General features: G+C 44.0%; 29 protein-coding genes. 18 read left to right on the forward strand and 11 right to left on the reverse strand.

The features are described from left to right. Positions 1-36: 36 nt before the first annotated feature. From HRU80_03400 to HRU80_03415, 4 genes are all read right to left on the reverse strand, one after another. Positions 37-1440: an MATE family efflux transporter gene (locus HRU80_03400; GenBank protein ID QOJ27968.1), complete on the reverse strand. Its 1404-nt coding sequence runs from the start codon at positions 1438-1440 to the stop codon at positions 37-39. Positions 1441-1576: 136 nt separating this feature from the next. Beyond that, on the reverse strand, positions 1577-2002 hold the full coding sequence (locus HRU80_03405) for a VOC family protein (GenBank protein ID QOJ27969.1): 426 nt from the start codon (positions 2000-2002) through the stop codon (positions 1577-1579). 51 nt (positions 2003-2053) lie between these two features. Further along, positions 2054-2494 carry an SRPBCC domain-containing protein gene (locus HRU80_03410; protein QOJ27970.1) on the reverse strand — a complete coding sequence of 147 codons (441 nt, stop codon included), beginning with the start codon at positions 2492-2494 and terminating at the stop codon, positions 2054-2056. Further along, entirely contained in the window at positions 2491-3036 is a 546-nt protein-coding gene (locus HRU80_03415; protein ID QOJ27971.1) for an SRPBCC family protein, read from the reverse strand. Before HRU80_03415 ends, HRU80_03410 begins: the two co-directional genes overlap by 4 nt. Before the next feature lie 136 nt (positions 3037-3172). Between HRU80_03415 and HRU80_03420 the strand changes: the two genes are divergently transcribed. The 3 genes from HRU80_03420 to HRU80_03430 all read left to right on the forward strand — a co-directional run bounded on the left by HRU80_03420 (position 3173) and on the right by HRU80_03430 (position 5780). Continuing rightward, positions 3173-3520, forward strand: coding sequence for a nucleotidyltransferase domain-containing protein (locus HRU80_03420; protein QOJ27972.1), 348 nt, complete (start codon positions 3173-3175; stop codon positions 3518-3520). Between the two features lie 293 nt (positions 3521-3813). Further along, positions 3814-4926: a hypothetical protein gene (locus tag HRU80_03425; GenBank protein ID QOJ27973.1), complete on the forward strand. Its 1113-nt coding sequence runs from the start codon at positions 3814-3816 to the stop codon at positions 4924-4926. Continuing rightward, entirely contained in the window at positions 4914-5780 is an 867-nt protein-coding gene (locus tag HRU80_03430; GenBank protein QOJ27974.1) for an HIT domain-containing protein, read from the forward strand. The genes HRU80_03425 and HRU80_03430 overlap by 13 nt, the downstream gene beginning before the upstream one ends. A gap of 509 nt (positions 5781-6289) precedes the next feature. Here the strand turns inward: HRU80_03430 and HRU80_03435 are convergent. Beyond that, positions 6290-7492, reverse strand: coding sequence for a membrane dipeptidase (locus HRU80_03435; GenBank protein ID QOJ27975.1), 1203 nt, complete (start codon positions 7490-7492; stop codon positions 6290-6292). A 235-nt stretch (positions 7493-7727) separates the two neighbouring features. Here HRU80_03435 and HRU80_03440 point away from each other — a divergent pair, with 235 nt between their 5' ends. The 4 genes from HRU80_03440 (at position 7728) to HRU80_03455 (ending at position 11629) form a co-directional block, all read left to right on the forward strand. Continuing rightward, entirely contained in the window at positions 7728-8309 is a 582-nt protein-coding gene (locus HRU80_03440; protein QOJ27976.1) for a helix-turn-helix transcriptional regulator, read from the forward strand. 52 nt (positions 8310-8361) lie between these two features. Next, positions 8362-9033: an epimerase gene (locus tag HRU80_03445; GenBank protein ID QOJ27977.1), complete on the forward strand. Its 672-nt coding sequence runs from the start codon at positions 8362-8364 to the stop codon at positions 9031-9033. A 31-nt stretch (positions 9034-9064) separates the two neighbouring features. Further along, the gene (locus HRU80_03450; protein QOJ30440.1) at positions 9065-10180 is read left to right on the forward strand and encodes an MBL fold metallo-hydrolase; all 1116 of its coding nucleotides are present in this window, start codon (positions 9065-9067) and stop codon (positions 10178-10180) included. A 525-nt stretch (positions 10181-10705) separates the two neighbouring features. Continuing rightward, complete coding sequence (locus tag HRU80_03455) at positions 10706-11629, forward strand: glutaminase (GenBank protein ID QOJ27978.1); 924 nt, start codon at positions 10706-10708, stop codon at positions 11627-11629. Here the strand turns inward: HRU80_03455 and HRU80_03460 are convergent. Continuing rightward, positions 11626-12750 carry a 4-phosphoerythronate dehydrogenase gene (locus tag HRU80_03460; GenBank protein ID QOJ27979.1) on the reverse strand — a complete coding sequence of 375 codons (1125 nt, stop codon included), beginning with the start codon at positions 12748-12750 and terminating at the stop codon, positions 11626-11628. The two genes, HRU80_03455 and HRU80_03460, sit on opposite strands and share 4 nt — an antisense overlap. A gap of 128 nt (positions 12751-12878) precedes the next feature. Here HRU80_03460 and HRU80_03465 point away from each other — a divergent pair, with 128 nt between their 5' ends. After that, positions 12879-14105, forward strand: a complete 1227-nt coding sequence (locus tag HRU80_03465) for a serine hydrolase (GenBank protein ID QOJ27980.1) — start codon at positions 12879-12881, stop codon at positions 14103-14105. A gap of 227 nt (positions 14106-14332) precedes the next feature. On the opposite strand, the gene HRU80_03470 is transcribed toward HRU80_03465, so the two are convergent. After that, positions 14333-15865 (reverse strand): AbgT family transporter, encoded by a 1533-nt coding sequence (locus HRU80_03470; protein ID QOJ27981.1) that lies wholly within the window; start codon positions 15863-15865, stop codon positions 14333-14335. Between the two features lie 125 nt (positions 15866-15990). Here HRU80_03470 and HRU80_03475 point away from each other — a divergent pair, with 125 nt between their 5' ends. Both HRU80_03475 and HRU80_03480 read left to right on the forward strand, forming a co-directional pair. Next, a complete protein-coding gene (locus HRU80_03475; protein QOJ27982.1) occupies positions 15991-16392 on the forward strand; it encodes a hypothetical protein in 402 nt (133 codons plus the stop codon). Positions 16393-16448: 56 nt separating this feature from the next. Beyond that, positions 16449-16790: a PIN domain-containing protein gene (locus HRU80_03480; protein ID QOJ27983.1), complete on the forward strand. Its 342-nt coding sequence runs from the start codon at positions 16449-16451 to the stop codon at positions 16788-16790. A 233-nt stretch (positions 16791-17023) separates the two neighbouring features. Here HRU80_03480 and HRU80_03485 read toward each other — a convergent pair whose 3' ends face one another. Continuing rightward, positions 17024-17203 (reverse strand): hypothetical protein, encoded by a 180-nt coding sequence (locus HRU80_03485; GenBank protein QOJ27984.1) that lies wholly within the window; start codon positions 17201-17203, stop codon positions 17024-17026. Between the two features lie 95 nt (positions 17204-17298). Here HRU80_03485 and HRU80_03490 point away from each other — a divergent pair, with 95 nt between their 5' ends. The 8 genes from HRU80_03490 (at position 17299) to HRU80_03525 (ending at position 24006) form a co-directional block, all read left to right on the forward strand. Beyond that, complete coding sequence (locus HRU80_03490) at positions 17299-18168, forward strand: ATP phosphoribosyltransferase (protein QOJ27985.1); 870 nt, start codon at positions 17299-17301, stop codon at positions 18166-18168. Further along, positions 18165-19451, forward strand: coding sequence for a histidinol dehydrogenase (hisD, locus tag HRU80_03495; protein QOJ27986.1), 1287 nt, complete (start codon positions 18165-18167; stop codon positions 19449-19451). The genes HRU80_03490 and hisD overlap by 4 nt, the downstream gene beginning before the upstream one ends. After that, positions 19448-20506 (forward strand): histidinol-phosphate transaminase, encoded by a 1059-nt coding sequence (gene hisC / locus HRU80_03500; protein QOJ27987.1) that lies wholly within the window; start codon positions 19448-19450, stop codon positions 20504-20506. The genes hisD and hisC overlap by 4 nt, the downstream gene beginning before the upstream one ends. A gap of 184 nt (positions 20507-20690) precedes the next feature. Continuing rightward, on the forward strand, positions 20691-21356 hold the full coding sequence (gene hisB, locus HRU80_03505; GenBank protein ID QOJ30442.1) for an imidazoleglycerol-phosphate dehydratase HisB: 666 nt from the start codon (positions 20691-20693) through the stop codon (positions 21354-21356). After that, entirely contained in the window at positions 21350-21940 is a 591-nt protein-coding gene (gene hisH / locus HRU80_03510) for an imidazole glycerol phosphate synthase subunit HisH (protein QOJ30441.1), read from the forward strand. The genes hisB and hisH overlap by 7 nt, the downstream gene beginning before the upstream one ends. Then, positions 21934-22653 (forward strand): 1-(5-phosphoribosyl)-5-[(5-phosphoribosylamino)methylideneamino] imidazole-4-carboxamide isomerase, encoded by a 720-nt coding sequence (locus tag HRU80_03515; protein ID QOJ27988.1) that lies wholly within the window; start codon positions 21934-21936, stop codon positions 22651-22653. Before hisH ends, HRU80_03515 begins: the two co-directional genes overlap by 7 nt. Beyond that, a complete protein-coding gene (gene hisF, locus HRU80_03520) occupies positions 22643-23398 on the forward strand; it encodes an imidazole glycerol phosphate synthase subunit HisF (protein ID QOJ27989.1) in 756 nt (251 codons plus the stop codon). The genes HRU80_03515 and hisF overlap by 11 nt, the downstream gene beginning before the upstream one ends. Then, positions 23395-24006: a bifunctional phosphoribosyl-AMP cyclohydrolase/phosphoribosyl-ATP diphosphatase HisIE gene (locus tag HRU80_03525; GenBank protein ID QOJ27990.1), complete on the forward strand. Its 612-nt coding sequence runs from the start codon at positions 23395-23397 to the stop codon at positions 24004-24006. Before hisF ends, HRU80_03525 begins: the two co-directional genes overlap by 4 nt. 74 nt (positions 24007-24080) lie before the next feature. Here the strand turns inward: HRU80_03525 and HRU80_03530 are convergent, their stop codons facing one another. From HRU80_03530 to HRU80_03540, 3 genes are all read right to left on the reverse strand, one after another. Next, the gene (locus tag HRU80_03530) at positions 24081-24470 is read right to left on the reverse strand and encodes a DUF1801 domain-containing protein (GenBank protein QOJ27991.1); all 390 of its coding nucleotides are present in this window, start codon (positions 24468-24470) and stop codon (positions 24081-24083) included. 151 nt (positions 24471-24621) lie between these two features. After that, positions 24622-25572 (reverse strand): toll/interleukin-1 receptor domain-containing protein, encoded by a 951-nt coding sequence (locus HRU80_03535; protein QOJ27992.1) that lies wholly within the window; start codon positions 25570-25572, stop codon positions 24622-24624. A gap of 357 nt (positions 25573-25929) precedes the next feature. Continuing rightward, positions 25930-26481, reverse strand: a complete 552-nt coding sequence (locus HRU80_03540; protein ID QOJ27993.1) for a DUF4287 domain-containing protein — start codon at positions 26479-26481, stop codon at positions 25930-25932. Positions 26482-26549: the final 68 nt, after the last annotated feature.

Genomic DNA, 26549 nt, shown 5'->3' on the forward strand with positions numbered 1-26549 from the left:
ATAATTATTCATTGTCCATTATCCACTATCAATTGACTATACTTTGGTGTTTTTCCATGTTCCTTTGCGAAAACGGTACCAGATCATAAGGGTCATAAACGTCTCGGCAACAGGGACAGCAATAACCACTCCGGTAAAACCGAGTCCGGAGAACTTATGCATGAAATATGCCAGGGGAATCTGAAAGAGCCAGAATCCGATAAAATAAACCACCGTCGGGGTTTTGGTATCTCCTGCTCCGTTAAATGCCTGGGTGATAACCATGCCGATGCCGTAAAATATATATCCCGTGCAGATAATCTGCAGAGAAAGGACTGCAAAGTCAGTCTGCGCGGTTTCCGCCGCGGGGATAAAGAACCCAACCAGCGGACGGGCAAAAAACAAAAACACTGTAGTGACCATTGCCATAAACACCACATTATATCTGATAGTAATGGAAACACTTTCCTCAGCGCGCTGAGGATTGCCCGCGCCCAGATTCTGTCCGGCAAGTGTGGCAACGGCGTTGCTCATCCCCCATGCAGGAAGGATAAAAAATACCACAAGGCGTATGGCGGTCTGATATCCTGCTGATGCAGCGCTGCCGTAGTCAGCAACCATCGATGCGAGAAAAATCCAGCTTGCCGAGGCAATGATAAACTGAAAGGTAGCAGGTGAAGCTATTTTAACCAGACTTTTAATAACGGGTAAGTCAGGTTTAAAGTGATGCCACTTCATCTTCAGAATGCCTGATGAACGCCAGAGATGATATGCCTGATAGAGAACACCCAGAGTTCTGCCGATTACCGTTGCAACCGCTGCCCCTTTAATGCCCATTTCAGGGAAATAGACAAGACCAAAAATGAGGATCGGGTCAAGAATGATGTTGAACGCATTGGCCAGCCAGAGACTTTTCATGGCGATGGACGCATCACCGGCACCGCGGAATATACCGTTGATAAGGAACAGGAGAATAATGGAAACACTGCTGGCAAACAGGAGCTGAGTATATATAACTCCCTGTCTGATGGCTTCCGGTTCGGCTCCCATCATGGCAAGAATTTCCTCAGCGTAGAAGTAGCCCGGTATGCCAAGCGTGAAGGAAGAAAATATGCCGAGCATAATTGCCTGCGCTCCGGCGTGTGAAGCAGCATCAAGATGCTTTTCTCCCACGCGGCGGGCGACTAATGCCGTAGCAGCCGAGCTCATACCGATACCTACTGAATAAACCAGCGTTATAACAGATTCGGTAAGCCCTACCACGGAAACCGCGTGAACACCGAGTCTGTTAACAAAATATATATCAACAACGGCAAAAACCGACTCAAGCGCCAGCTCAAGCATCATGGGAATGGAAAGAAGCAGCACCGCCTTGCGCAGGTTGATAGAGGTATAATCATATTCTTCCCCTTTAAGGGCCGAAACGATCAGACGGTAATAGTAATTATATTTTTCTTTCATGAAGAGGGGGTATAAAAAGTATCAGAACAATCCGTAAAAATACGTCAGAAATGCTTACCGCCGGCAGGTTAAAGGGATAACCGGCCGGCGGAGATGATTTTACGTCAGTACAGCGGATGCAAAAGATCAGCCGCGGTTATGCTTTCGGATAATCGTAGTTGATCATCCAGCGTACGCCGAACTTATCAGCAAAGGATGCATAATAAGCGCCCCAGAAGGTATCCTGCAGTTCCATCTCAATTTCTCCTCCTTCAGAAAGGGCTTTATAATAGCGGTCAGCATCTTCCTTTGAGTCCGGCGTTATGGTTATATACATATTATTTCCGAAAACCACTTTTTGCCCCATGCTTTCGAGTGCATCGGTGCCCATGATATAGGTGCTTCCAATGGCAAAACCAATGTGCATGATTTTGTTTTTTTCATGTTCGGGTATGTTATCCGAATCAGGTACATCGGAAAAACGCTGAACCTGAAGGAACTCTCCTCCGAATACAGACCGGTAAAAATTGAATGCTTCTTCGGTGTTTCCCTGAAAATTGAGATAGATATGCAATGCAGGCATAGACTGTGTCCTTTCGTGAAAGTTGATGTGTTTAATAAAAAAAGTAAAGCGTCAGACTGACGCTGCTGTTTTTTCGATGTACTGTTTCAGGGAGGTGTTCATGAGATAATCCCATCCCTGCCGGAAATTTTCACGGTTAAAATCCGGATTATCGGCAGGAAAGGAATCAAGTCCAGAATGCGAAAGGGTGAGTTTTGTGCCTCCTTCGGCGGGTTCAAGCCGGAAGGTGACGATAGTTTTGCCGGGATAGCCCTGATACTCCCAGGAGTAAGAGAGCAGCACGCAGGATACTGCCTGGATGACGGTGCAGAGATGGAGGTACTCTCTTGTTTCAGTACCTCCGGTAAAAGTAAAATGGAAGCCGGGCTCGGGCCTGAATTCAGCAATATCAAAATACCACTCCTTCATCCGCTCCTTTTCCGTTATTGCTTTCCAGAGCAGATCAGCCGGTGCCGGAAATACTCTGCTGACTATCAGGGTTTCGCCGGTCATTTAGCGAGCAGGTTTTTCAGGTTCTGAAGACCGTTATCGAAATCTTTTCCGATCATGGCATCCATATCCATAAACACGCTGAAGAGTTTGGATATATACGGGGAGTTACCGTACATAGCCCAGGTAACCTTTGTACCTCCTTCAACAGGAGCAAAACTGAACTGCGTGGTATTGCTGACGGGGAAGGGCTCGATGAATTCCAGTTTAATGGTGATTGATTCATACTGCCTGGAATCCAGAATTTCCATTTTGCCTTTTCCCACATCATCATTTCCCTCCCATGCATAGGAAGAACCGGGACCGCTGACCGGACCGGCAAAGGTTTTCTTCATGTTGGGGTCAAGCTTTTCCCAGGGGGACCATTGATCCCATGTGCGGAAGTCGCTTATGATGGTATGCAGCGCCTCAGGAGGAGCGGGTATGATCATCGAGCGCTCAACGCGGAAGGTGTCCGGTTTTGTAGCCGCAAAAACAAGAATTGATGAGACGATAAGAACAAACGAACCGAGCAGGATAAAGAGGATCTTTTTGGTCTTGGACATGACGCGCCTTATCTTGTGAAAAATGAGGTTCAATAATAGGCAAAATATGCACATAATTGTCAAATTTTTTCATCAGGATTTCGGGTTTTTCGTATTCATTAATTGAAGTATCTTTTAGAAAAAGATTTTTGTAATTATGAATAATAATACCATACTGATCCCGGATGAGATCTCCGCTCTCCTCAGAGAACTGGTTTCTGAACTTCAGGAAGCCGTAGGTCATGATCTGGATAAAGTAATTCTCTATGGTTCCTATTCAAGGGGGGATTATTCTGAAGATTCAGATATTGATATTATGGTGCTCACATCTGATTCAGACAGAAAAAAGTATAATGATCTTGCCGCAGAACTTTCGCTAACGTATTTGATGAAGTATGGTAAATTAGTATCACTGGCATTTAACAACAGGGATTATTATGATCAGTGGAAAGAGAGCATGGACCTTTTTCAGTTTGTTGAGAAAGAAGGAATATTGCTTTTATGAATGATAAGGAAGAGATACGGAAATAAGAACTAAGCTTTGCGAATAATCCAGCGAAAAACACAATCAAAAAAAGTATGCAATAGTTTTAACAAGAGTCTTATTGAGAACTATAAAAGAATGCGGAGGGTATAAGATAATGAATGACTTTTCTCTTCTTACTCAAATTAATTTAAATATATAGGCGGCGACAGGTAATTGCTTGGCTGGGAATATGTAAGTGCGGGATTTGGTTTCTTTCTACTTTTTATGCAGTTTCAACTGGGCGATAACTATAAAATTTGAAAGAAAAATAAATGGTTGGTAATGTTTTTAAAAATATAAGCACAATTATTGAACGGGACAGTAAGACCACAACCTACAAATATGCTTTATTGCGGGGGACTATAGATATCATTAACGAAAACTCACCATTCATATCACATTCAAACGGAAGGGTAAGTTTTCCTCTTGGACTACTAATTGAGAAATGGATTCTATATTACTATCCAATCCTTGAATCAGAAACAGAGCTTCCGCAAATTAATGGGAATGTTAATCTTGCTTTTGGAGAGATGCTCAAAACAATTATACTGGCTTACAAGCATCAAAATGGATTTTCCGGCTTTTATAACGATTTAAGAAACAATGGAATTCCAAAAGAGATTCAAAAAGATTTCATTAAACTTGTTGTAATGCTAAAAACAACAATTGTTAAAAACCCAATGCGGTATATCGGACGTTCTGTTAGCGATCACTATTTTTCAATCTACAAGTATTCAAAAGACAAAAAAGGGAAAGCGGCTTCAAAAATTGATATTGATTATCTAATAACAACTTCAGGAAGCGTTTCAATTCCGGAAGAATATTATGATGCCTTCCGCATAATTGGAACTTTTATTGGAGGACAAGATTCAATACTTTTTAAATGGGCCGAGTTTTCGGTGAATGCATCGGGTAAGAGTCTCTCTGTTGAGAAAGTAATACATGAAACTCTGAGGAGTCCTGTTAGTGAGAGGGATGTTGTAGAATCCAAAAAGTTTTATGAAAGTGTTTTGCGCAGCAAAGGAACGGTTTATTGCGTATGGACGGGAAAAAGAATTCCCAGTTATGATATTGATCATTGCATTCCTTTTTCTGTATGGCGAAATAACGACCTATGGAATTTGCTCCCTTCGAATCCGAAAACCAATAAGATAAAGCGGGATAAAATCCCTGCTCCGGATTTAGTTGAAAAACAAAAAGATTTGATCATCCATTACTGGCAGCTCCTTGAAAACAAACTAGGAGAAAGGTTCAGAAAAGAAATCAGATTAGCACTGCTTGGTGACCTTTCGTCCGACAATTGGGAACTAATGGGAATTAACCAACTGAAGATAATTTGCCATGAATTAATTTCAAACCGCGGGTATGAAGAATGGAATCCGTAAAGAACAATCAATTCAGTCATCTAACAGCAAAAGAACGGACAAGCTTATCTCTTCCAGCAAGATTTCTGTTGTCAAAAGGATTTCTGACCGGTGAAATTCTTGATTACGGCTGCGGTTTTGGTAAAGATGTGGAACTTCTAAAAGAAAAAAATATAGCAATTGAGGGATACGACAAGTATTATTTTCCAGAATATCCTGTAAAAAAATTTGACACAATACTTTGTTTTTATGTATTAAATGTTCTTTTAGCTGAAGAGCAGGCTGAAGTACTGATAGATATATCAAGGCTTCTGAAACCATCAGGCAGAGCTTATTTTGCTGTCAGGCGGGATATGCAATTTGAAGGATTCCGGATTCACAAAGTCCACAAAAAGCCAACATATCAGTGTAATGTACTGCTCAACTTTTCATCGGTGTTTAAGGATGAAAACTGTGAAATTTATGAATACAGACATTTTAATCTTCTCCCAAAATACGGAAATGAGGCCTGCCCATTTTGCAATCCAGATCCAGAGCGTGAACTGATAGCTGAGTCTGCCACGGCTTATGCAATGTTTGATAAGTTTCCTGTCAGCAATGGACATGCACTGGTAATACCCAAAAGGCATGCTGCAGATTATTTTGAATTGTCATTCAAGGAACAGTCCGCCTGTTGGTTTATGCTGAATCGGGTTAAAAAGATAATAACAGAAATATATAATCCGGATGGATTTAATGTTGGTGTGAATATCAATGAAGATGCCGGACAGACAGTTCCGCATGTACATATACATTTGATTCCCAGATATAAAGGGGATGTGGCTGAGCCCAGGGGGGGAGTCCGGGGAGTTATTCCGGAAAAGCGCAGTTATTAATTGAGGACAGGCTAAGTGTGTATCCCGTTTTTAAGGGTCTGGTGTATTGAGTGGTGGGCTTTATTCATGTGTCACCCGATCAGTAGGTTCATGAATGATTGCAAGTGTTCACAGGTGATCGGCGGTGAGGGTTTAAAAATTCCTTGACATCATTTTCTGAATTTTCAGGTATTTACCGTAAAGATATCGCCCATCCTGGGCTTAGGGGAATGGCTGTAGTAAGGTGTTATTAATATATCACCCCTTCGGGGTTTTGATTGAAGCGCATTTATTATTTTGTCATGTCACGAGTTTTTATGATCCCATTTTAGCCCGCGGATTTTACGGATGCTTCGCAATGCAGATTGGAGCGAATTACTATGCCGTCCCTTCGGGACTCTTGTCCCCTATGATGCTGCGAGATAAATCCTTTTGATTAGTATATATCAATTATGATTCTTCAATCTGAACATTGTAAATTGTTCATTGTACATTAAAACCATTACTAATTACTCATTACTAACTACTAATTATTTTATCATTGCTTTTGTGGATTGCTGCAGCTGTTTTGCGGTTTCTTCGGTCTGGCGGAGGACGCGGAGTATGTTGCCGCCGGCAAGTTTTTTCAGGTCGGTGTCACTCCAGCCCCGTTTGATGAGTTCGGCAAAGAGATACGGGTATTTAGAAACATCTTCCATACCTTCAGCCACATCCGCTTCGCCGAAGTAGTCGGCCCCGATGCCGACATAGTCAGCGCCGATGTTGTTCCGGACATAATCAATGTGATCGGCAACCTGTTTCAGGGTGGCAATGGGTTCGGGATACTCTTGTATATATTCGTTTCTTACCTTGTTCCGTTCATCCCTGCCTTTTATTCCCTTCAGGCGGGCGGAGAGTCCGTCTTCCCAGATGCGCTTTTCTTCGGAAGTAAAGTTGGGGATAACGGTAATCATCACAATACCGCCGTTTTTTGGGAGCCGAATCAGGATGGAGTCGGGCACATTGCGGACATGATTTGATATAGCACGGACTGATGAATGGGAAAAGATAACAGGGGATTTGCTGATATTCAGCACATCGCTCATGGTTTCATCGGAGACATGGGAGAGATCCGGAATCATGCCGGTACGGTTCATTTCAAGGATGAGTTTTTCTCCGAGAGGGGAAAGTCCGCCATGCCGCGCGGTATCAGTGCAGGCATCTGCCCAGTCGGTGCTGGCTGAGTGGGTGAGCGTCATATATCTTACCCCGAGGCGGTAGAAGACCCGGACAGCAGCGGGGGAGTTTTCAATGGCTTTGCCCCCTTCTATGCCGAGCATGGACGCGATTTTTCCTGAGGCAAAAATCCTTTCAATATCATCAGCCGATGAGGCGAGTTCAAAGACATCCGGGTAGAGTTCAATCATCCTGAGGGCAATATCAATCTGCTCCATCTGCGCTTTTGCAAATCCGGTGGTAAGGTTCGCGGGGATGTAGACTGACCAGAACTGCGCGCCGACTCCCCCTTCTCTCAGCCGTCCGATATCGGTATCTCCTTTTGTCCGCTTTCTCAGATCGTATGCTTCCACGTCCATGGGAGCTTCGTCATCAGCCCGGATGACCCAGGGGAGGTCGTTGTGTCCGTCAATCAGCGGAAATGCTTTGAGAAGTGCACGGGCTTTGGCTAATGCATCGGCATCTGAAATTTCCTGCGCCTGAGTAACAGGTACGCTCAGGAAGGATATGAATGTCATGCAGATGAGGAGATTCTTCATTTGAATATTTGTCCTATAGAAACAATAATGCATAAACCACAATTTACATTAATACGCTGAATTGTGAATAATTGATTCTATCCGGAACCAGTAAGATTGGGTAGCCTTATAGGGTCAGATTTTCTCCCGCAGATTACGCAGATTACGCAGATTAGCGCGGAAATATGAACGAATATCATTTGGAATCTTCGTTTTTTACCCATATTTTACCAGAGTGATTAGTCAGTCTAATACTAAACTTGATTCAATATTCCGCTCGGCACTGGAGCTTTTTGCCGAAAACGGAATTGATGCCACCCCGACCGCGTTAATAGCAGCGAGAGCGGGGGTGGCTAACGGCACTCTTTTTCACTACTTCAAAACAAAAGAGGAGCTGATTCAGGCCATTTATTCCGAAACCCGGAAGGAGATGCTTGGCGCAGCGCTGGCCGGACTGGATGAAACTCAGCCGCTTTTTGTAACTCTGCATGGGATGAGGGATGCCCTTTTTTCCTGGTCTCTGGCAAATCAGAATGCTGTCAGATTCCTTATTCAGTATGAGGCATCCCCCGTCTTTTTAAGGAATCCTGTTCCTGACCAGCTTGCGGGGGTTCTTGATGCTTTGATACGTCTTGGGATAAGTAAAGGAGAACTGGGGCAGATTCCTGAAGAGGTCCACAGGAAATTTATTATGAATTATCTTACCGCGATGATGCGGGATGCAGTCACACCAACAGAGCAAAACCGGGGAGAAGAACTCATGGAGATTTCATTCATTCTGCTGCAAAGAGCTCTGCGCCAGGAAAAGAAAAAATAGACCTCCTTTCATTATATTGAATTTTTAGCTTCAAGTCTTTGTTTCACATTTTATGAAATTACATGTATTGCTGACCGGAGCAACCGGTATGATCGGGCGGGGTGTCCTGCTTGAATGTCTGAGAAGTGATGAGGTTGAATCCGTTCTTTCCATCGGAAGAAAACCCTCAGGTGAAAGCCATCCGAAACTGAAAGAACTGATGATTTCTGACTTTAAAGAGCTAAGCGGGAAGGAGGAGATGCTGAGAGGATACAATGCCTGTTTCTTCTGTCTTGGCGCCTCATCCTTTGGCATCAGTGAGGAGGAGTATTCCCGCGTGACCTATACCATGACGAAAGATTTTGCGGATGCTCTTGCGGCGGTGAACCGGGAGATAACCTTTATATATATTTCGGCCACAGGGGCAGACAGTTCGGAGAAGGGCAGAATCTTCTGGGCAAGAGAAAAAGGAAAGACGGAAAATATGCTTTTCGCCAAAGGTTTTACGGGGGCGTATATGTTCCGGCCGGGTTTTATTGAACCGCTTGACGGAATTGTTTCGCGCACTCCGCTGTACCGGTGGCTGTATATACTGATTGCTCCCTTCACGCCGCTGCTCAGGAAACTGATGCCGGATAAAATAACCGACACGCGGAGAATAGGGCGGGCAATGATCGGGATTGCCCGGAAGGGCTTCGGCAAAACACTGCTTGAAAACAATGATATTAACGAGGCAGCTCTCTAAGCTGATGAATAGAAACAGAAAACGACTGAAAATGATTGGAATAATTATGGGTATTGTCATTCTGCTCCTGCTGATATCAGGATCGGTATTCTTTTATACCACGCCTGATTTCGGAGGAAAAGTAACCGCTGAGCAGAAAAACAAATTTGAAAAGCTGAGCAACTACAAGGACGGAATATTTATTAATCAGATAGAGACGGTCGGAGATTTTTCCTTTTCGAATGTCGTTGATATCATGAAAGATGTGCTGAAGGGAAGTCCAGACCGTCAGCCGCAATCTCCGCAGCCGGTTCTGAAACTGGATTCTGCTGAAATTGCGGACTATAACGGAGGTGAAACACGGGTCACCTGGTTCGGGCATTCAGCGTTTCTTATTGAGATAGACGGAAAAAGACTTCTGATTGATCCGATGCTTTCAGACCGTTCATCGCCGGTCTCTTTTATGGGTCCGGAAAGATATACAAAGGATCTGCCAATTACCGCCGAAAAACTGCCGCAGATAGACGCAGTTGTTCTGTCGCACGATCATTATGATCATCTTGATTATAAGACGATTATGAAGATTAAAAATAAGGTAAATCATTTTTATGTACCGCTCGGGGTATCCGTTCATCTTCTTGCCTGGGGTGTTCCGTCTGAAAAGATCAGCGAATACAACTGGTGGGATGAAACCGAGCATGAAGGGGTCAAGCTGATTTTTGCTCCGGCAAGACATTTCTCCGGCCGGGGTATGACTGACCGGACAACAACGCTGTGGGGCGCCTGGATTATTCAGGGAAAAACTAAGAAGATATACTTCAGCGGGGACAGTGGTTACGGTCCGCATTTTAAGGAAACGGGAGAGAAGTTTGGGCCCTTTGATATTGCAATGCTTGAGTGCGGACAATACAATGAACGGTGGAAAGCATTTCACATGATGCCGGAGGAAACCGCACAGGCGGCCGCAGATTTGGGTGCCAAAGTATTTATTCCCATTCACTGGGGCAGTTTTACTCTTGCTCTCCATAGCTGGAAAGATCCGATTGAAAGGGTTACGGCGAAGGCGGAGGAGTTAAAAATTCCGGTAGCAACTCCGATGATCGGGGAAAGAATAGTCCTTGAAAAAGATGAGTATCCGGTGGCAAGATGGTGGGAGAAGGTTAATTGATAATGGATAATGGAAAATGGATAATTGCTTTTCTGCCAGGAAGTTATTTCACGTTAAGAAACTAAGCACCAAAGAAATTAAACGCAAAGGAAGCGAAGTTTACCGCAAGCATCGCAGCGTATTTGCCGCCCTTGTGGGTTTTGGATGTTTTGCGTATACCATGTGTTATTAATATCCCGCTCCTCCGGAGCTTTATTGAATATCCTGTCAATCATGTCTATGCTTTAATCGTGTTCCAATACCCGATGGGTCGCGGATTAAGCGGATGCTGCGCAGCGCGGATTATTACGGATTTTTGTTCCGCTCAAGTGAGGTATTTGGTGTATTACCCATTCCATGTATTATTAATATCCAGCTCCTCCTGAGCTTTATTGAATAATCCTGTCAATCCTGTTTATCCTTAAATCGTGTTCAAACGCAGAGTTTTAGGTGTCTGGTAATTGTCCTTTATTATTTGAAATCATTAAACTGAATGACGGGATTGTTATTTTTGTAAATTGATTTACAGAAATTTGACTATGCAGCATGAGTAAGATAGATTTTCAAACAATACTACACGAAATAGAAACCGAAACAGCATACCTAAAACAGAGCGGGGAAGTTGCTTCATATATTCCCGAACTGGCAAAAGTTAATCCCGATCACTATGGAATGCATCTGCGGACGGTAACCGGGAGAGAGTTTTATACAGGGGACTGGAATATTCCCTTTTCAGCACAAAGTATATCCAAAGTTTTTTCTCTTGCAATGGCAGTTTCGCTGACCGGTGAAAAGATATGGGAGCGGATAAGCGTAGAACCCTCGGGAAATCCGTTTAACTCGATTGTGCAGCTTGAATATGAAAAGGGAATTCCGCGAAACCCCTTCATTAACGCCGGAGCGCTGGTGCTCGCGGATATCCTGATTACGCTCATCAAAAATCCCAAAGAGGAGTTCATTGAGTTTGTGAGGCTGATATCCGGTAATCCGGCGGCTGACTATGATGAACAGGTTGTCCGTTCAGAAAAGGAAACCGGATATCTGAACGCCGCGCTGATCAATGTGCTGAAATATTTCGGAAATATACACAACGAGCTGAATGATGTTCTGGATTTGTACTACCATCAGTGCTCCGTGCGGATGAGCTGTGCCGATCTGAGCCATGCTTTCCTACCCTTTGCCAACCACAGGAAGCCCTTTTCCTTTAACGGGTATGAACTTACGATGTCCCAGGTAAAACGCATAAACGCTCTGATGCAGACCTGCGGATTTTATGATGAGGCAGGCGAATTTTCCTATCTGGTGGGGCTGCCGGGAAAAAGCGGGGTAGGCGGGGGCATCGTGGCCTTTCATCCGGATATATATACCGTGGCGGTATGGAGTCCCCGGCTGAATAAAAAAGGGAATTCTGTTATGGGAATGAAAGCACTTGAACTGCTTACCACAAAAGCAGGAATTTCAATTTTTTAGGATTGGGGAGCGCCGAATCCAAGATAGCGAAGGAACGGATCGGGGGAAGTATAGTCGCGGAACTCAAACCTCAGCCGGTAGTTTTTGCGGAGAAGGTCAAATGCATTGCCGCGTTTCTCCATATCAAGAGGGATCAGTTTCTTCATCAGTGAGGTATCCTCATCAAGATGATCAAGCAGGCGTGTGACAGAGTATAAATATGCCGGGGTAATTTCATCGGAAGAGGGGGGAAGTTTTATCTTCGGTGCTTCAGGATATACAACTTTCCAGGAGGGTTGCAGCCCAAAGAACTCACACGCATTTGTATATACCATCGCGGTTCCGTTAACCTTGCCCCGTGCTGAATAGCCGGCGGTATGGGGGGAAGCAAAGCGGCAGATCTGAAGCATATCAGGATCGGGGAATGGTTCGTTTTCCCAGACATCCAGAATAATAACAGCTTTTTTCTCGTGATACAGCCGGTGGAGCGTGCGGCTGTCGGTTACCTCTCCACGTGAAGCATTAATGATAATAGTACCCGGCCGTATATATTGAATCATCCCCTCATGAAGCAGATGCCAGGTTGGGAAATCCGATTCTTTCTCCAGCGGCGTGTGAAAAGTAATGATATCACAGGCAAGCGCTTCTTTTAGTGAAACATATCCGGTTCCGCCGGACATAATAGCTTTTGGGGGATCATTTAGAAAAGGAAGCATTCCCGCAGCCTTTGCTAATCTTTCAACACGGCTGCCGATATTTCCATGGCCAACAATGCCGATTGAGGTATCGGAAAAGTTTCTTTTCTGTTCCGCGAGTATCCGGCTGATGACAGAGAGGACATATTCAGCAACCGCATCAGCATTGCATCCTTTTGCATCAGTGAAACCAATCCCCTGTTCTTCAAGCCACTCTATATCCACATGATCAGTGCCGATGGTAGCCGTTCCGGCAAATTTGACCGAGGTTCCATCAAGCAGCGCTTTATTAACCTGAGTAATGGAACGGGTGATAAGAATATCTTTATCCATGAGCATTTCACGGGAGATAGTTCTTCCGGGGGAAAGTGTAACCTCTCCGATGGTAGAAAACGCTTCCTGCGCATAAGCGATATTTTCATCGCAGACAATTTTTAACGGCTGCATACACAAAAATGATAAAAAGGGGAGAAATAATCACCATCATTCAGGATATTTTTCAGAGCGAAATACTTGAGGTTCGGAAGAAGCAGGAATCTTCTTATATTTGATACTTATTCTAAACCGGACATCAGATGAACAGAACACTTGCTCTTGTATTCATTTTTTTCGCACCCCTTTTTTCTCAGTCCCCGTGGAATGAATTTCTTCCGCTTGAAAAAGACAGCCTTCTTAAAGCGCTTCTTGAACAAAAAGATAAATACAAAATCCAGATCATGTACACTCAGATCAACCGTTATAATGTGAATGATGCTGATTTTAAAGTTTACACGTTCAATCTGAATAATGAGAAGTACTGGTATCCTGCCAGCACAGTAAAACTTCCGGCGGCGGTCTTTGCATTTGAAAAACTGAACAACCTGAACAAACCGGGAGTTACTAAATATTCTCCGCTTGAAATTGACAGTGCGTATAGCGGACAGACACGTGTGCTTTGGGACAGTACCGCGGAAAACAACCGCCCTTCGATAGCCCATTTTGCAAAGAAAGTATTTCTTGTAAGTGATAACGATGCCCATAACCGGTTGTTTGAGTTTATAGGACAGAGGGAGCTGCTTGAACGGCTCCTGAGATTCGGCTACAGGAACTCTTATATATTTACGCGGCTTTCTGTGGGCGCCTCGTACGAACAGAACCGGCATACTAATCCGTTCCGGTTTTATGAGGGAGATAAAATGATTTATGAACAGCCGGCGGCGTATAATCCCGATACGGTTATTATGCCTCTCAAAGATCTGCAGCAGGGTAAAGGATACTACAGCCGCGGGAAACTGATTGAACAGCCGATGGATTTCAGTGATAAAAATTATTACGGGCTTGATGACCAGCATTATCTGATGAGGCGGCTCTTTTTTCCGGAGAGTTTTGGGTCACGGTATCCGCTGAATCTGACAGAGGACGATTACCGGTTTCTTTATTCGGCCATGTCCATGCTGCCAAGGGAGAGTACCTATCCCAAATATGCACCGTATGAGAAATACTGGGACGGATATGTGAAGTTTTTTATGTATGGCGATACAAAGGATTCAATTCCGGATCACATACGTATTTTTAATAAGGTAGGGCTAGCCTATGGGTATCTGACCGATAATGCATATATCATTGACACAAAAAACGGGGTTGAGTTTTTTCTTTCAGCCACAATTTATGTTAATGAAGACGGAATCTTTAATGATGATAAGTATGAGTATGACAGCATCGGATTTCCGTTTCTGGCACGGCTGGGGAGATATATTTATGAATATGAATTGAAGCGGGAGAGAGAGGTTATTCCGGATTTCAGCAGATACCTGACAAAGTAAAAAAATTGCAGAGACAGATGACAATCTGTCCGGGAATTATGAAGTATGAATCCGGAGGATAGCACCACCGGTACAAATTTTTAACGCATAGTCAGCAAAGTTGGCGCGGAGTAACACAAAGCATGAATGGCGGCTTTTATATCCCGAAGCATAATTGAAGCAGGTTTAAAATAAAAACGGCATTATCCTTTTTGAGAATAATGCCGTTTAACGGGATAATAGCTAAACTACTGAGGCATATAGAGATTTGCTCCGGGACCGATGGGTATTCCGAAACTAATCCAGATTATGAGGAGCAGAGTCCATACAATAAAGAAGACAACCGTATATGGAAGCATGGTTGCAACCAGAGTACCGATGCCGGCTTTTTTGTCGTAGCGTTCCATAAAAGCAATAAGGAGAGCGAAGTATGACATCATCGGGGAGATAATGTTGGTAACACTGTCACCGATACGGTAGGTAACCTGTGTTAATTCCGGGGAATAGCCAAGAAGCATAAACATCGGCACGAATACCGGAGCCATAAGTGCCCATTTTGCCGAAGCGCTGCCCATGACCAGATTAATCATGGCGGAGATGATAATGAAGGATACCATAAGCGGTATATCTCCGAGTCCCGATTGTTTCAGAAAATCCGCGCCGTTAATCGCAACGATCACACCGATATTTGACCAGTTAAAATATGCAACGAACTGAGCGGCAAAGAATACCAGAATGATATATCCGCCGAGGGTTTCCATGGCTTTGGACATACTCTTAATAATTGGTTTCTCGCTTGTGAACGTCTTGGCTCCGATACCATAAGCGATACCGACTGCAACACCGCCGAGGAAGATGAAAGCAACAATGCCTGACATGAACGGGGAGTGAAGAACATCACCGGTTTTAGGATCGCGGAGGAATCCGTTTTCAGGGATGAGTCCGGCAGCAATGATTACCACAAAAGCCAGGCTGGTAAGCGCTGCATAGAGCAGACCTTTTTTCTCCTCGGGAGAAAGCGCTTTTATTTCTTCTGTTGCGGCATCACCTTCATATTTGCCAAGACGGGGGATTACAATCTTTTCCGTTACCCATGTGCCGGCTCCGGCTATGAGAAATGTGGAGGCAGCCATAAAGTAATAATTAGCAGCGGCATTTACCTGGTAGGTCGGATCAATGATGTGGGCTGCTTCCTGTGTGAGACCTGCAAGCAGCGGGTCAATAGTACCGAGGAGCAGATTGGCGCTGTAACCGCCGGAAACTCCGGCGAAGGCGGCTGCGAATCCGGCAATGGGGTGACGGCCGATGCTCAGGAAAATAATTGCGGAGAGCGGCACAAGAAGTACGTAGCCTATTTCGCTGGCAGTATTGGACATTACGCCTGCAAAAACCACAATAAAAGTGATCAGATTGCGCGGGGCTGAAAGAACCAGCAGGCGGAGTGAAGTACCGATAAAGCCGCTTCCTTCAAGAATGCCGATACCGATCATCGAGACCAGAACGGTGCCCAGAGGAGCAAAGTTGGTGAAATTGGTAACCATGTTGACCAGAATCCGGTGAAGACCTTCAACTGATAACAGATTGACCGGATGGATTTCCTTGCCGGTACCCGGATGTACCACGGAGATACCCGTCAGAGATACAAGCCAGGAAAGGACAATAACCAGCAGCGCGATACCGGCAAACAGGGTAACCGGATTAGGCAGGGCATTGCCCGTCCTCTCTATGAATGAGAGGAACCGTGTGAGAAAAGATTTTTTTTCTGTTGTGGATTCCGCCATACACTCCTCGAAAATGGATAAAATAGCAATAAAAAACCCCGTTATTCAGAAACGAGGCGGCGCAAGTTACATAATAAAAGGGTTATAATTCAAGGGATATCGGAGGGGAACCACTGAAGTTTTTATTGGTTAATACGGTAAACCGCCAAAACCGCCAAAACCGCCAAAACCGCCAAAACCGCCAGATTGCCATCCAGAGGAAGCGGGGCAAAATGAACTTTACAAATTCCGGGTTAAAACGTATTTTGCATACCAGTTCAGGTTTGGAGCGAAAAATGAATATAAATTATACAATAGACGATCTTTATAATGATATAAAAAACCTGCCGCCCGAAATAATTCCGCAGGCGGGTGTAATCTTGCGCACCCTAATCAGTACTTACGATGCTGCTAATAAAGAACTTCATAAACCCGGTTTGAAAGAATCTCTTTCCGGTATCTGGAAGGATGACCGCAGTGCTGAGGAGATTATCAATGAAATCCACGAAGCCAGGTCTGGTTATGGACTCAGAGATGTAGATTTATGAAGTATTTGTTAGATACAAATATCTGCATATAACTTAAAAGAGGGGATAAGGTTGTATTGGGAAGCATAGACAAGGTTGAAAGGAATCTGGTTTTCATTTCATTCATAACTCTTAGTGAACTTTACTACGGAGCATATAAATCGGTTCGTCAGCAGGAAAACCTTAATGCTGTTGCATTTTTGGCTTCAAACATACAAGTTATTGGATCTACTACTGAAATAGCAGAAGTTTTCGGAAAAATAAAAGCCGGATTGATTAAAAGGGGACGAATTATTGATGATGCTGATATATTTATCGCAGCAGCGGCTATAACAAATGAATTAAGCCTTGTAACCAATAATATTAAACATTTTGAAAATATTCCCGGGATCAGACTGGAGAACTGGAAGAAAAATTAATTTGATTAATCAGCGGTCTAACCGGAATGAAAGAAGTGGAAACGTACTGGGAAAGATGTATAAGCATACTTAGCTAAAATAATTTGCGGCACGCGTAAATTCAAACCTTAAGAACCATCCGGAAATTAATTTAACCACTGCAGGATTGGCTGGCTTATTACGTGAAGTCTGAAACCAGATTGCTTGAATAAAGATCAGGTCAGGGCAAAAAAACAGTACTATGACTCTCAACCTCAAAAAATATTTTGGATTTCATCTGCCGGAGAGTTTAATTTCGACTGAAGAAATGAAAATAGTTTTAACACAAACCAATAATAAAACCGATTTGCTGTGCGTGAAGCTCCTCTCTGCTTCTGCGCACCACCATCATCATCTCCACCGACACCAGCACCACTGCTGAGTATCTGACGCACCCTTTTGCCGTTTCTGAAACGGCAGTTCTCTCTTAACATACAAAGCAACCAACTCACTATTAAGGATCATTATATGTATCCGGAAAATTTTTTTTATGAATAACCGTCTTCAAATAGCCATACAGAAAAAAGGCCGTCTGGCCGACAGATCATACGAACTGCTTAACCGCTGCGGTGTTGAATATGAAAACCACAGTGATAAACTTCATATCAGCTGCAGCTCGTTTCCTGTTGATCTGCTGCTCCTCAGGGATGATGATATACCGGAATATGTGCAGGACGGAGTGGCTGATCTGGGCATAGTCGGGGAAAATACCATAGCAGAGCGTGAGACAATAGAACTAACGCCGGTCAGAAAACTCGGTTTCGGAAGATGCCGCCTCTCCATTGCAGGTCCGGAATCAGAAGCGGTTAGTTCACTGCAGGAAATGGAGGGGAAAAGAATAGCAACTTCCTATCCGCGGCTGCTTAAAAGGTATCTTGCAGCAGAAGGTATTTCGGCGGAGATTGTGGAGATCAGCGGTTCGGTCGAAATAGCGCCCTCAATTAAAATAGCTGATTATATATTTGATATCGTATCAACAGGTAACACACTCCGTTTTAACAGGATGGCAGAGTATTTTCCTCTGATGCAATCGGAGGCAGTGCTGATACAATCATCCCGCAGTCAGTTCAATCAGGAAAAGGAAGCGATACTCGGACAGCTGCTTGGAAGAATAGACTCAGTCCTCCGCGCCAAAGCATCCAAATACCTGATGATGAATGCAAAAAAAGAACAGCTGTCCAATATCCTACGGCTCCTCCCCTCAATGAAAAGTCCCACCATTCTTCCGCTTGCGGATGATACCATGGTTTCGGTTCATGCCGTTATTCCCGCGGAGCGGAGATGGGAGCTGATGCAGAGTCTTCAGTCATCGGGTGCATCAGGGATTCTGGTATTACAAATAGACAATCTGGTGCCATGAAAATATATACAGAAAATAAACTGAGCAGGGAAGCCCTTGCGAAACTCACCGGACGTAAAGCCTCCGCCCCTGGTTCCGTAATGCCTGAGGTCCGAAGAATTATATCGGATGTAAAAAGAAACGGATTCAGTGCCGTTCAGCGCTACAACAAACGATTTGATAACAACTCATCACCGGTTCTGAAAGTCAGTGCACGGGAGATGAATAAGGCGGAGGGTGAGCTCTCCCCTCAGCTGAAGCAGGCAATGAAGGCCGCATACGAAAATATCACCAGATTTCACGAGAAGCAGAAACCGGCAGGATATACGATAAGTACGATGCCGGGAGTGCGCTGTTCTATGGAATACCGTCCGATAGAACGGGCAGGGCTTTATATACCGGGAGGAAGCGCACCGCTTCCTTCTACCATGCTGATGCTGGGGATACCCGCAAAGATTGCCGGATGTAAAGAGATTTCTGTTTTCACTCCTGCTCCGGAGGGACGGGTTCATCCGGCAGTCCTTTATGCAGCAAAACTTTGCGGCATCACGGCGGTGTTTAAAGCGGGGGGAGCACATGCCATAGCCTCTGCTGCGTACGGAACAGAGCAGAACAGAAAGGTATATAAGATATTCGGACCGGGTAACCGGTACGTAACCGCTGCAAAAATTCTGGTGAGCAGTGATCCGGAAGGAGCAGCAATTGACTTCCCGGCTGGTCCGAGCGAAGTTCTGGTGATAGCGGATGAAAAGGCTAACCCGGTATATATAGCCGCAGACCTGCTTTCTCAGGCGGAACACGGGCCCGATTCACGGGCTGTCTGTCTGGTCTTTTCAGAGAAAAAAGCAAAGGAAGTCGCGGCTGAAACAAGAAAACAGCTAACACTTCTGCCGCGAAAAGAAATTGCTGCGCAAGCGTTACGGAACTCTTTTATTCTGGTATGCAGAAATATTGAGTCAGCAATTGCATTTTCAAACGAAACAGCGCCGGAACATCTAATACTGAATATGGAACAACCGGAGAATTATCTTCCGTTTATCAACAACGCAGGGTCGGTGTTCCTTGGAGCGTATTCACCGGAAAGTGGGGGAGACTATGCTTCGGGAACAAATCACTCGCTGCCAACAGAGGGATACGCTAAAGTATACGGCGGAGTTACAGTGAACTCATTCATGAAAAGCATGACGGTGCAAAAAATAACAAAAAAGGGAATTGAGGCACTCGGAAAAACAGTAATAACCCTGGCGGAGGCCGAGGGGCTGGAAGCACATGCCAGAGCGGTGAAAGTGAGAATGCAGAAATGAGCATTAAACTGCTTGTAAGAGAAAATATCAGGGAACTGAAGCCTTATACCTCCGCGAGGGATATATATACATCGGGAATACTGCTTGACGCGAATGAAAATCCGCGGAGCATCCTGGAAAAAAATTATCCCGGCATTTCCCGCTATCCAGACCCGCATCACAGGAATCTGCGGGAAAAACTGGCTGCTTATCACGGAATCAGTCCCGCGCAAATCCTTGCGGGCAACGGTTCTGATGAACTGCTGGACTTATGCATCAGGGTTTTTTGTGCACCGGGTAAAGAAAGCGCTCTGATTATAGAGCCGACTTACGGGATGTATAAAACTTTATGTGAAATTAACGATATCAGGGTGATAATCTGCGTTCCTGAGGAGATATACGAACCGGATATGAAGCAGGCTGCAGAAGCAATAGAAAAGAATACCAAAATTGCATTTATCTGTAACCCGAACAATCCCACCGGGGGGCTTATTTCTCCCGGTTTCATAGAGGGGCTTCTGAAGCGGCCGGGAATGATGGTTGTCTGTGATGAGGCATATATAGACTTTGCACCCAAAGGTTCAGCGCTGCCGTTACTGGCGAAATACAATAATCTTATTATACTCAGAACTTTCTCTAAGGCATGGGGGCTGGCGGGAATCAGGTGCGGTTATATAATAGCCCATCCGGAAGTGATACACTATCTGGAAGCAGTGAAGTACCCTTATAACGTTAACCGTATTACTCTCTCCCTTGCTGAGAGAGCGTTGGATAATCTGAATATGAAGGAAGAGCTGATCACCAGCCTCATTTCAGAACGGGAGCGGATTACGGCTTTTCTTAAGGAGCTGAAAGGCGTTGAAAGAGTTTTTCATTCTGATGCAAACTTTATTCTTTTCCGCTCACCTCATTCAGGGTATATATTCAACCGGCTTGCGGAAAAGGGAATCATCATACGGGACAGGAGTTCACAACCGGGACTCAGCGGTTGTCTCCGTGTAAGTATAGGCCTTCCTGCAGAAAACGACAAATTTATGAACATAGTAAAAGAGGTTCTTAATGAAACTGCTGATTGATGCCGGGATTATGTCTCTCGAGAAAGAGCCGCTTAAGGGCTTGTTCTCAGGCATAGTTTTGCTGCATAGAAATAATGTCACCATTCAGACAAAAAGAAAAATTACAGATAAAACTATTCTCCGCCTTCTTGACTCAGAAGGGATACAGCTGAGTGTTGGAAAAACGGCAGATTATTCACTGGAAATGAGCAACGCCGGAGTTAAGCTTACGCCGCCGGGAATTCAGGTTTCTGATTTCAAAGAAGTAACAGAATTTCTGCTCAGTAAAAAACGAACAGCAGCAAAAGAAAGAACAACGGCGGAAACTTCCATTCTGGTATCGCTCAATCTTGACGGAACGGGTAAAGCAGAGATAGAAACCGGCATCGGATTTTTTGACCATATGCTCAGCCAGATAGCCAGGCATGGCAATATTGATCTGGTAATCCGCTGCAAAGGTGATCTTCATATAGATGAGCATCACACTGTGGAGGATACCGGTATTGTTCTGGGAGAGGCGCTGCTTGAAGCGCTGGGAGATAAAAAGGGAATAAAGCGGTACGGCTATATTGTTCCGATGGATGACTGTGTCGCAGCCTGTGCAATTGATCTGGGAGGCAGGATCAGTCTTATCTACAAAGCCAATTTTAAGAGAGAAAAAATCGGTGATTATGCAACCGAACTCACGGAAGAATTTTTCCGCGGGCTTGCTTCCGGACTGAAAGCCAACATTTATATAAAGGCGAAGGGAAAAAACGAACATCACAAAGCAGAGTCCATCTTTAAAGCATTTGCGAAAGCGCTTAATGAAGCATGCAGAATGGATGAGCGTTCAGGAAATACTCTCCCTTCAACCAAAGGAGTATTATGATAGCCATTATAGATTACGGCGCAGGCAACACTGCCTCGGTTGCCAATGCAGTAAAGGATATTACGACTGATGTTGTGATTACTGCAGATATCTCTCTCCTGAAAGATGCTGACAAAATTATTCTCCCCGGTGTAGGTGAGGCCTCTGCCGCAATGGAAAATTTGAAGAGAAGCGGAACGGCGGAATTTCTGAAAGACACGAACAAGAGTGTGCTGGGTATATGCCTGGGAATGCAGCTTCTTGGAATTTCATCGGAGGAAGGAAGTGCGGATTGTCTTGGATTAATAGATTACCATACAGTGAGGTTCAGGGGGGAACATATACGGATTCCTCACATGGGCTGGACCCGGATTTCCTTCTTTGAAGAGTCTCTTTTGTTTAAGGGGCTGAAACAGAACGAATTCTTGTACTTTGCGCATTCTTATTATGTGCCCGGATGTGTATATACAACTGCTGAGTCTGTGCATGGCGGGGTTTTCTCGGCTGCCGTGCAAAAGGAGAATTATTTTGGAGTGCAGTTTCATCCCGAAAAATCTGGTGAAACAGGATTAACCATCATAAGGAATTTTATAGAACTATGCTGATAGTGCCTGCTATTGATATATTGAATAATAAAGCAGTCCGCCTGCTAAAAGGGGACTTCGGGAGGATGACGGTTTATTATGAAGATGCTTTTGAGCCGGTAAGGCTGTTTTATGAGAGCGGATTCAGGAGAATGCATCTGGTTGATCTTGATGCCTCACGGACAGGTAACATTACGGCTGACACTCTGGTCAGGCGCATTAAGCAGGAAACCGGCTGCAAGATTCATTTTGGCGGCGGAATAAGAAGCAGTGAGCAGATTGAACTGCTTCTTAACGCCGGTGCGGATAAAATTATAACCGGTTCGCTGCCTGTTACGGATCCTGGTTTGTTTGAAGAGATGGTAAGAGAATATGCCCCGGAATCATTTATTATCGCAATGGATTTGCTAGAAGATAAGGTTAAAATAAAAGGATGGACAGAGACCGCTGCTGTTTCCGCCGGGGAACTTATCAGTTTCGGATTGCAGCTCGGGATAAGGGAATTCCTCTGTACTGATATATCCCGTGACGGAACTCTTGAGGGACCCTCTCTGGATCTTTATAAACAGCTTATGAAAGAATATCCGGAAATGACGCTGATAGCATCCGGGGGTATCGGGAGCATGATTGATATATATGATCTTGAGAGCATCTCCGTACCGATGGCGGTCGCGGGTAAGGCGATTTATGAAAAAGCAATTTTATTAGAGGAGCTGAAGCGCTATGCCGGTTAAGAGAATTATTCCCTGTCTGGATATTAAAGACCGCCGGGTGGTTAAAGGAGTAAACTTTGTTAATCTGAAGGACGCCGGTGATCCGGTTGAACTGGCGTCGCGTTATTATGCTGAAGGCGCGGATGAGCTGGTGTTTCTCGATATAAGTGCATCAGACGAAAAACGAAGGACAATGAAGGAACTGGTTACGGAAATTGCATCCGTGCTCAGGATTCCGTTTACCGTCGGGGGAGGAATATCATCGGCCGCAGATGTAGAAGCTCTTCTCAGGGCAGGAGCTGATAAGGTATCGCTTAATACTGCCATTGTTAAAAATCCGGGTCTGATAACAGAAGCGGCAAAGGAGTTCGGATCGCAGGCGGTGGTTGCCGCTATTGATACCAGAAATACTCAGGAAGGGAAGCGGATATATATTAACGGGGGCAAGGTACCGGCTGGACTGGAAACCATCAGCTGGTGCCGCGAAGCGGAGGGACGGGGAGCCGGTGAAATTCTTCTCACTTCAATGGACAGAGACGGTACCCGCAGCGGATTTGATCTGGAGGTGCTGCGGGAAGTCTGTGCCGCGACCACCATTCCGGTGATTGCATCAGGCGGTGCGGGATCGTATGAGCATTTCAGGGAAGTGTTTGTTTCTACCCAATGTGAAGCAGCCCTTGCGGCGGGGCTTTTCCATTCGGGAGAGATGGGGATAGCTTCGTTAAAACAGTTTCTTACGGAAAACGGAATTGAGGTACGGTTATGAATATATATGATAAGCTTGATTTTGCAAAGGGAAACGGACTGATTGCGGCAATGGTTATTGACCACGAAACTAAATCACCCCTGATGCTGGGATATATCAGCCGGGAATCGCTTGAGAAAACTTTTGAAAGCGGCAGAGTAACTTTTTTCAGCAGAAGCCGTAAGGAGCTATGGCTGAAGGGAGAGACCTCGGGTAACTATCTCAGTTTTGTGTCAGTTCATCCCGACTGTGACGGCGATGCGGTGGTGATCTATGCCAGACCCGCCGGACCGGTCTGCCATACGGGTTCTTATTCCTGCTTTGAGGGCACTGAAACATCAGCGCAGGGAGAGTCATTCTTATATACGCTAGAGAAGATTATCGGTAAACGGAAAGAAGAGCTGCCGGAAAATTCTTATAAAGCAAAGTTATTCGGAAAAGGAATTCCCCGCATTGCGCAGAAGACCGGTGAAGAGGCAGTGGAAACCGTCATCGCGGCAATGAAACAGGACAGGGAAGAACTGATATCAGAAGCTTCTGATTTGCTGTATCATTTAACGGTACTGCTGACCGCTTCCGGAGTCTCGCTTGCTGATGTTGAGAGTAAACTGCGGGAGAGGCACCGATGATCACGGATTAAACGGTTTATGCGATTACGCTGATTCTGTTTTGCTACGAATATCACGAATAGACACTAACTACTCTACTTCAGCCGTTCGAGTTTGCCTTTTCGTTTGACGATGTTTTTGTAATCCCACTGGATTTCTCTCGACTTTTTGAGCCAGCGTTTTAGTTCGGTTACCTTCACCTCGTCAACTGAAGTATATCGTATTTCGGCTGCCTTGAATGAACCCTCGTTTACTAGTTTTTCTTCCTCAAAAGACTGTCCGCTCCAGAAAAGGAGCCGCACACTGTCTTTTAATTTACTGTAACCCACAACTGGATTTCCGTCCAGAAACCAGACCGGGTGAGCATGCCAGATTTTATTTTCAGCTTCTTTGAGGATGCTGTTTATGGTCTCTGCCAGTTTGTCGCAGATAGCTTTATCCGCCTCGGTTTGTTTATTGTTGTATGCTGCTATGTCTGCTTTCATAGGTTTTCTTTCTATTTAAGTTTGATTTACATTAGTGGTGCAAGGCGATAATATTTGTTAAATTATTTATATTATAACGCAAAGACAATTTTCACGAAGATTAATCACGCTTGCAAGGTTATAGAACTTGATCTATCCGTTAAAGTTTGTACTATGTAGGAGGGATTTCGAAATGGAATTCGTATGTATCTTTGAATACGGGAGATATCTTTTCCCAGATAATCTTATTTTCGACTCTTGTGAACTGTACTGGTTCCGGATATGTGGTCATCCCAACTCGATGAAGAATGTAGAATGATTTTATGTCTGACTTACAAAAATCGAATTCAATGTGTAACAAATTTGTAGGTGACTGGATAGAGTAATCCCAAACATTTTTTCCAATTGAAAAGGTTCTCTCTATTAAATACTCAATCTTATAACTGAATAATTCTCCAGCGTTTATTGGTGTTTTGGGTAATATTTTCCATTTTTCTGAATATGAAGTGGTTTTTTCCCTTTCAATCTCAACTCCTGTGGACGAAACACGTGAAATAATCCCATCACAATCAATAGAACGATCAATATGGTCAATGTTCATTAGTGCCTTAATTGAGTGATACTCGGTAAATTTGGCATCTGCCAATTGCTTCCCACTTATTTCAACAAAATAGTCCAATCTTAAAATTTCGCATTTCTGGTGAAAAGTTTCATTAGTATAGGGAGGTTTTCTTGTTACTTTTTTCAAACTCAATATTAGTTCCGTTATCCCATCTGGGTCACCATTATACCAGTCAATATATTTGTAATCGCGTAGAAATTCATGAATCTCGCAGGGAGATAACAAGATGGGAATTATTATAAAATCAGGTTCTCTTATTCGTTTATTTAGGGCAATTCTAAGTTCCTCTCTGACCCAATTCGAACCTATTGAGTTGTCTGACAAAATAACTGCGAACGCATTGACTGTCGAAATACCTATGCTAATCTTATCAGTGATTGATTCTCCAGCGAAAATTTCCCATTTATCAAGCCAAACATCAATGCCTTGTCCTAATAATTTATTTGAAATCTCATGAGCAATTTTTTTGTCCTTTTTATTATAACTCAGAAATACTTTCATATAAAATCCAGATGTGTTATAATTATCAAAATATTTTAATTTAATTGGAAAAATTCAAGAACATTTTTGGATGTATAAAGCTAGAAGGGATAGATTAATATAATCCATAGCACGTCTTGATTGTCTGAGCGGTTTAATAGATTGCATATTCATGAATAGTATAAAATTTTTATCTTGATTAATTCATGAAGATTACCTAGAGACTCAGGTTTGAATAATAAAATTTCCTTTCGAACATATGCCAGTATAAATATTCTCGCAAAACAGAAATTTAATTGACTAATAAATTAACACCACAATCGCATTATCCAAATAAATCAGAATATAAAGTAGGGTGATTAAATACTTATATTAGATTTACCCCGCACTGTCATAGGCCTTTTTGATCCATCCAAGAACCTCTTTGTCAATGTCGGCAGGGGATGTAATGTTTATTTTATGGGAGCACATCGAGTTTGGTTTTTCAGCCAGAAGCCGTGAGGTGGGTTCGGCGCCTTTAAGGTTAATGCCAATTTCAAAACGGGTTTTGGTTGCGGGGTTGAGTATAGCAAACTGCTTTTTGCGGCGCAGACTTACGTAGGTATTCTTGGGTGCTATTTCAATATCCTTGCCGAAAGATTGAATTTCAGCCATCAGTTTCTCGTAGAGGGGTTTGAAGTGTTCCTTCCCCTGATACTGTTTTGTGATCAGGTCATCCTGGTTTTCGGCTGACTCCGCATCAGAGCCTCGGCTTTTGTGGGCAATCAGGTTGGCAAAGCCGTGGGTGAGTCCGTGCTGCTCTTTTAGGAATTTGAGGACCTCGCCATGTTTGGCAAAGTTTTCCTTCTGCACAATGGCAATCCACTGTTCAAGCGATTTGCCTGTGTTCTTTTGCAGGTTTTCGATCATGGTAAGTGTGGCTTTATCCATCCTGGTGACCTTTCGTTTTATTTGTGCGAACTGAACTTTCAATTATCATCACAAATATAAAAATAAAC

Source organism: Ignavibacteriales bacterium (assembly GCA_015709675.1).
Taxonomy (GTDB): domain Bacteria; phylum Bacteroidota; class Ignavibacteria; order Ignavibacteriales; family Ignavibacteriaceae; genus H2-BAC3.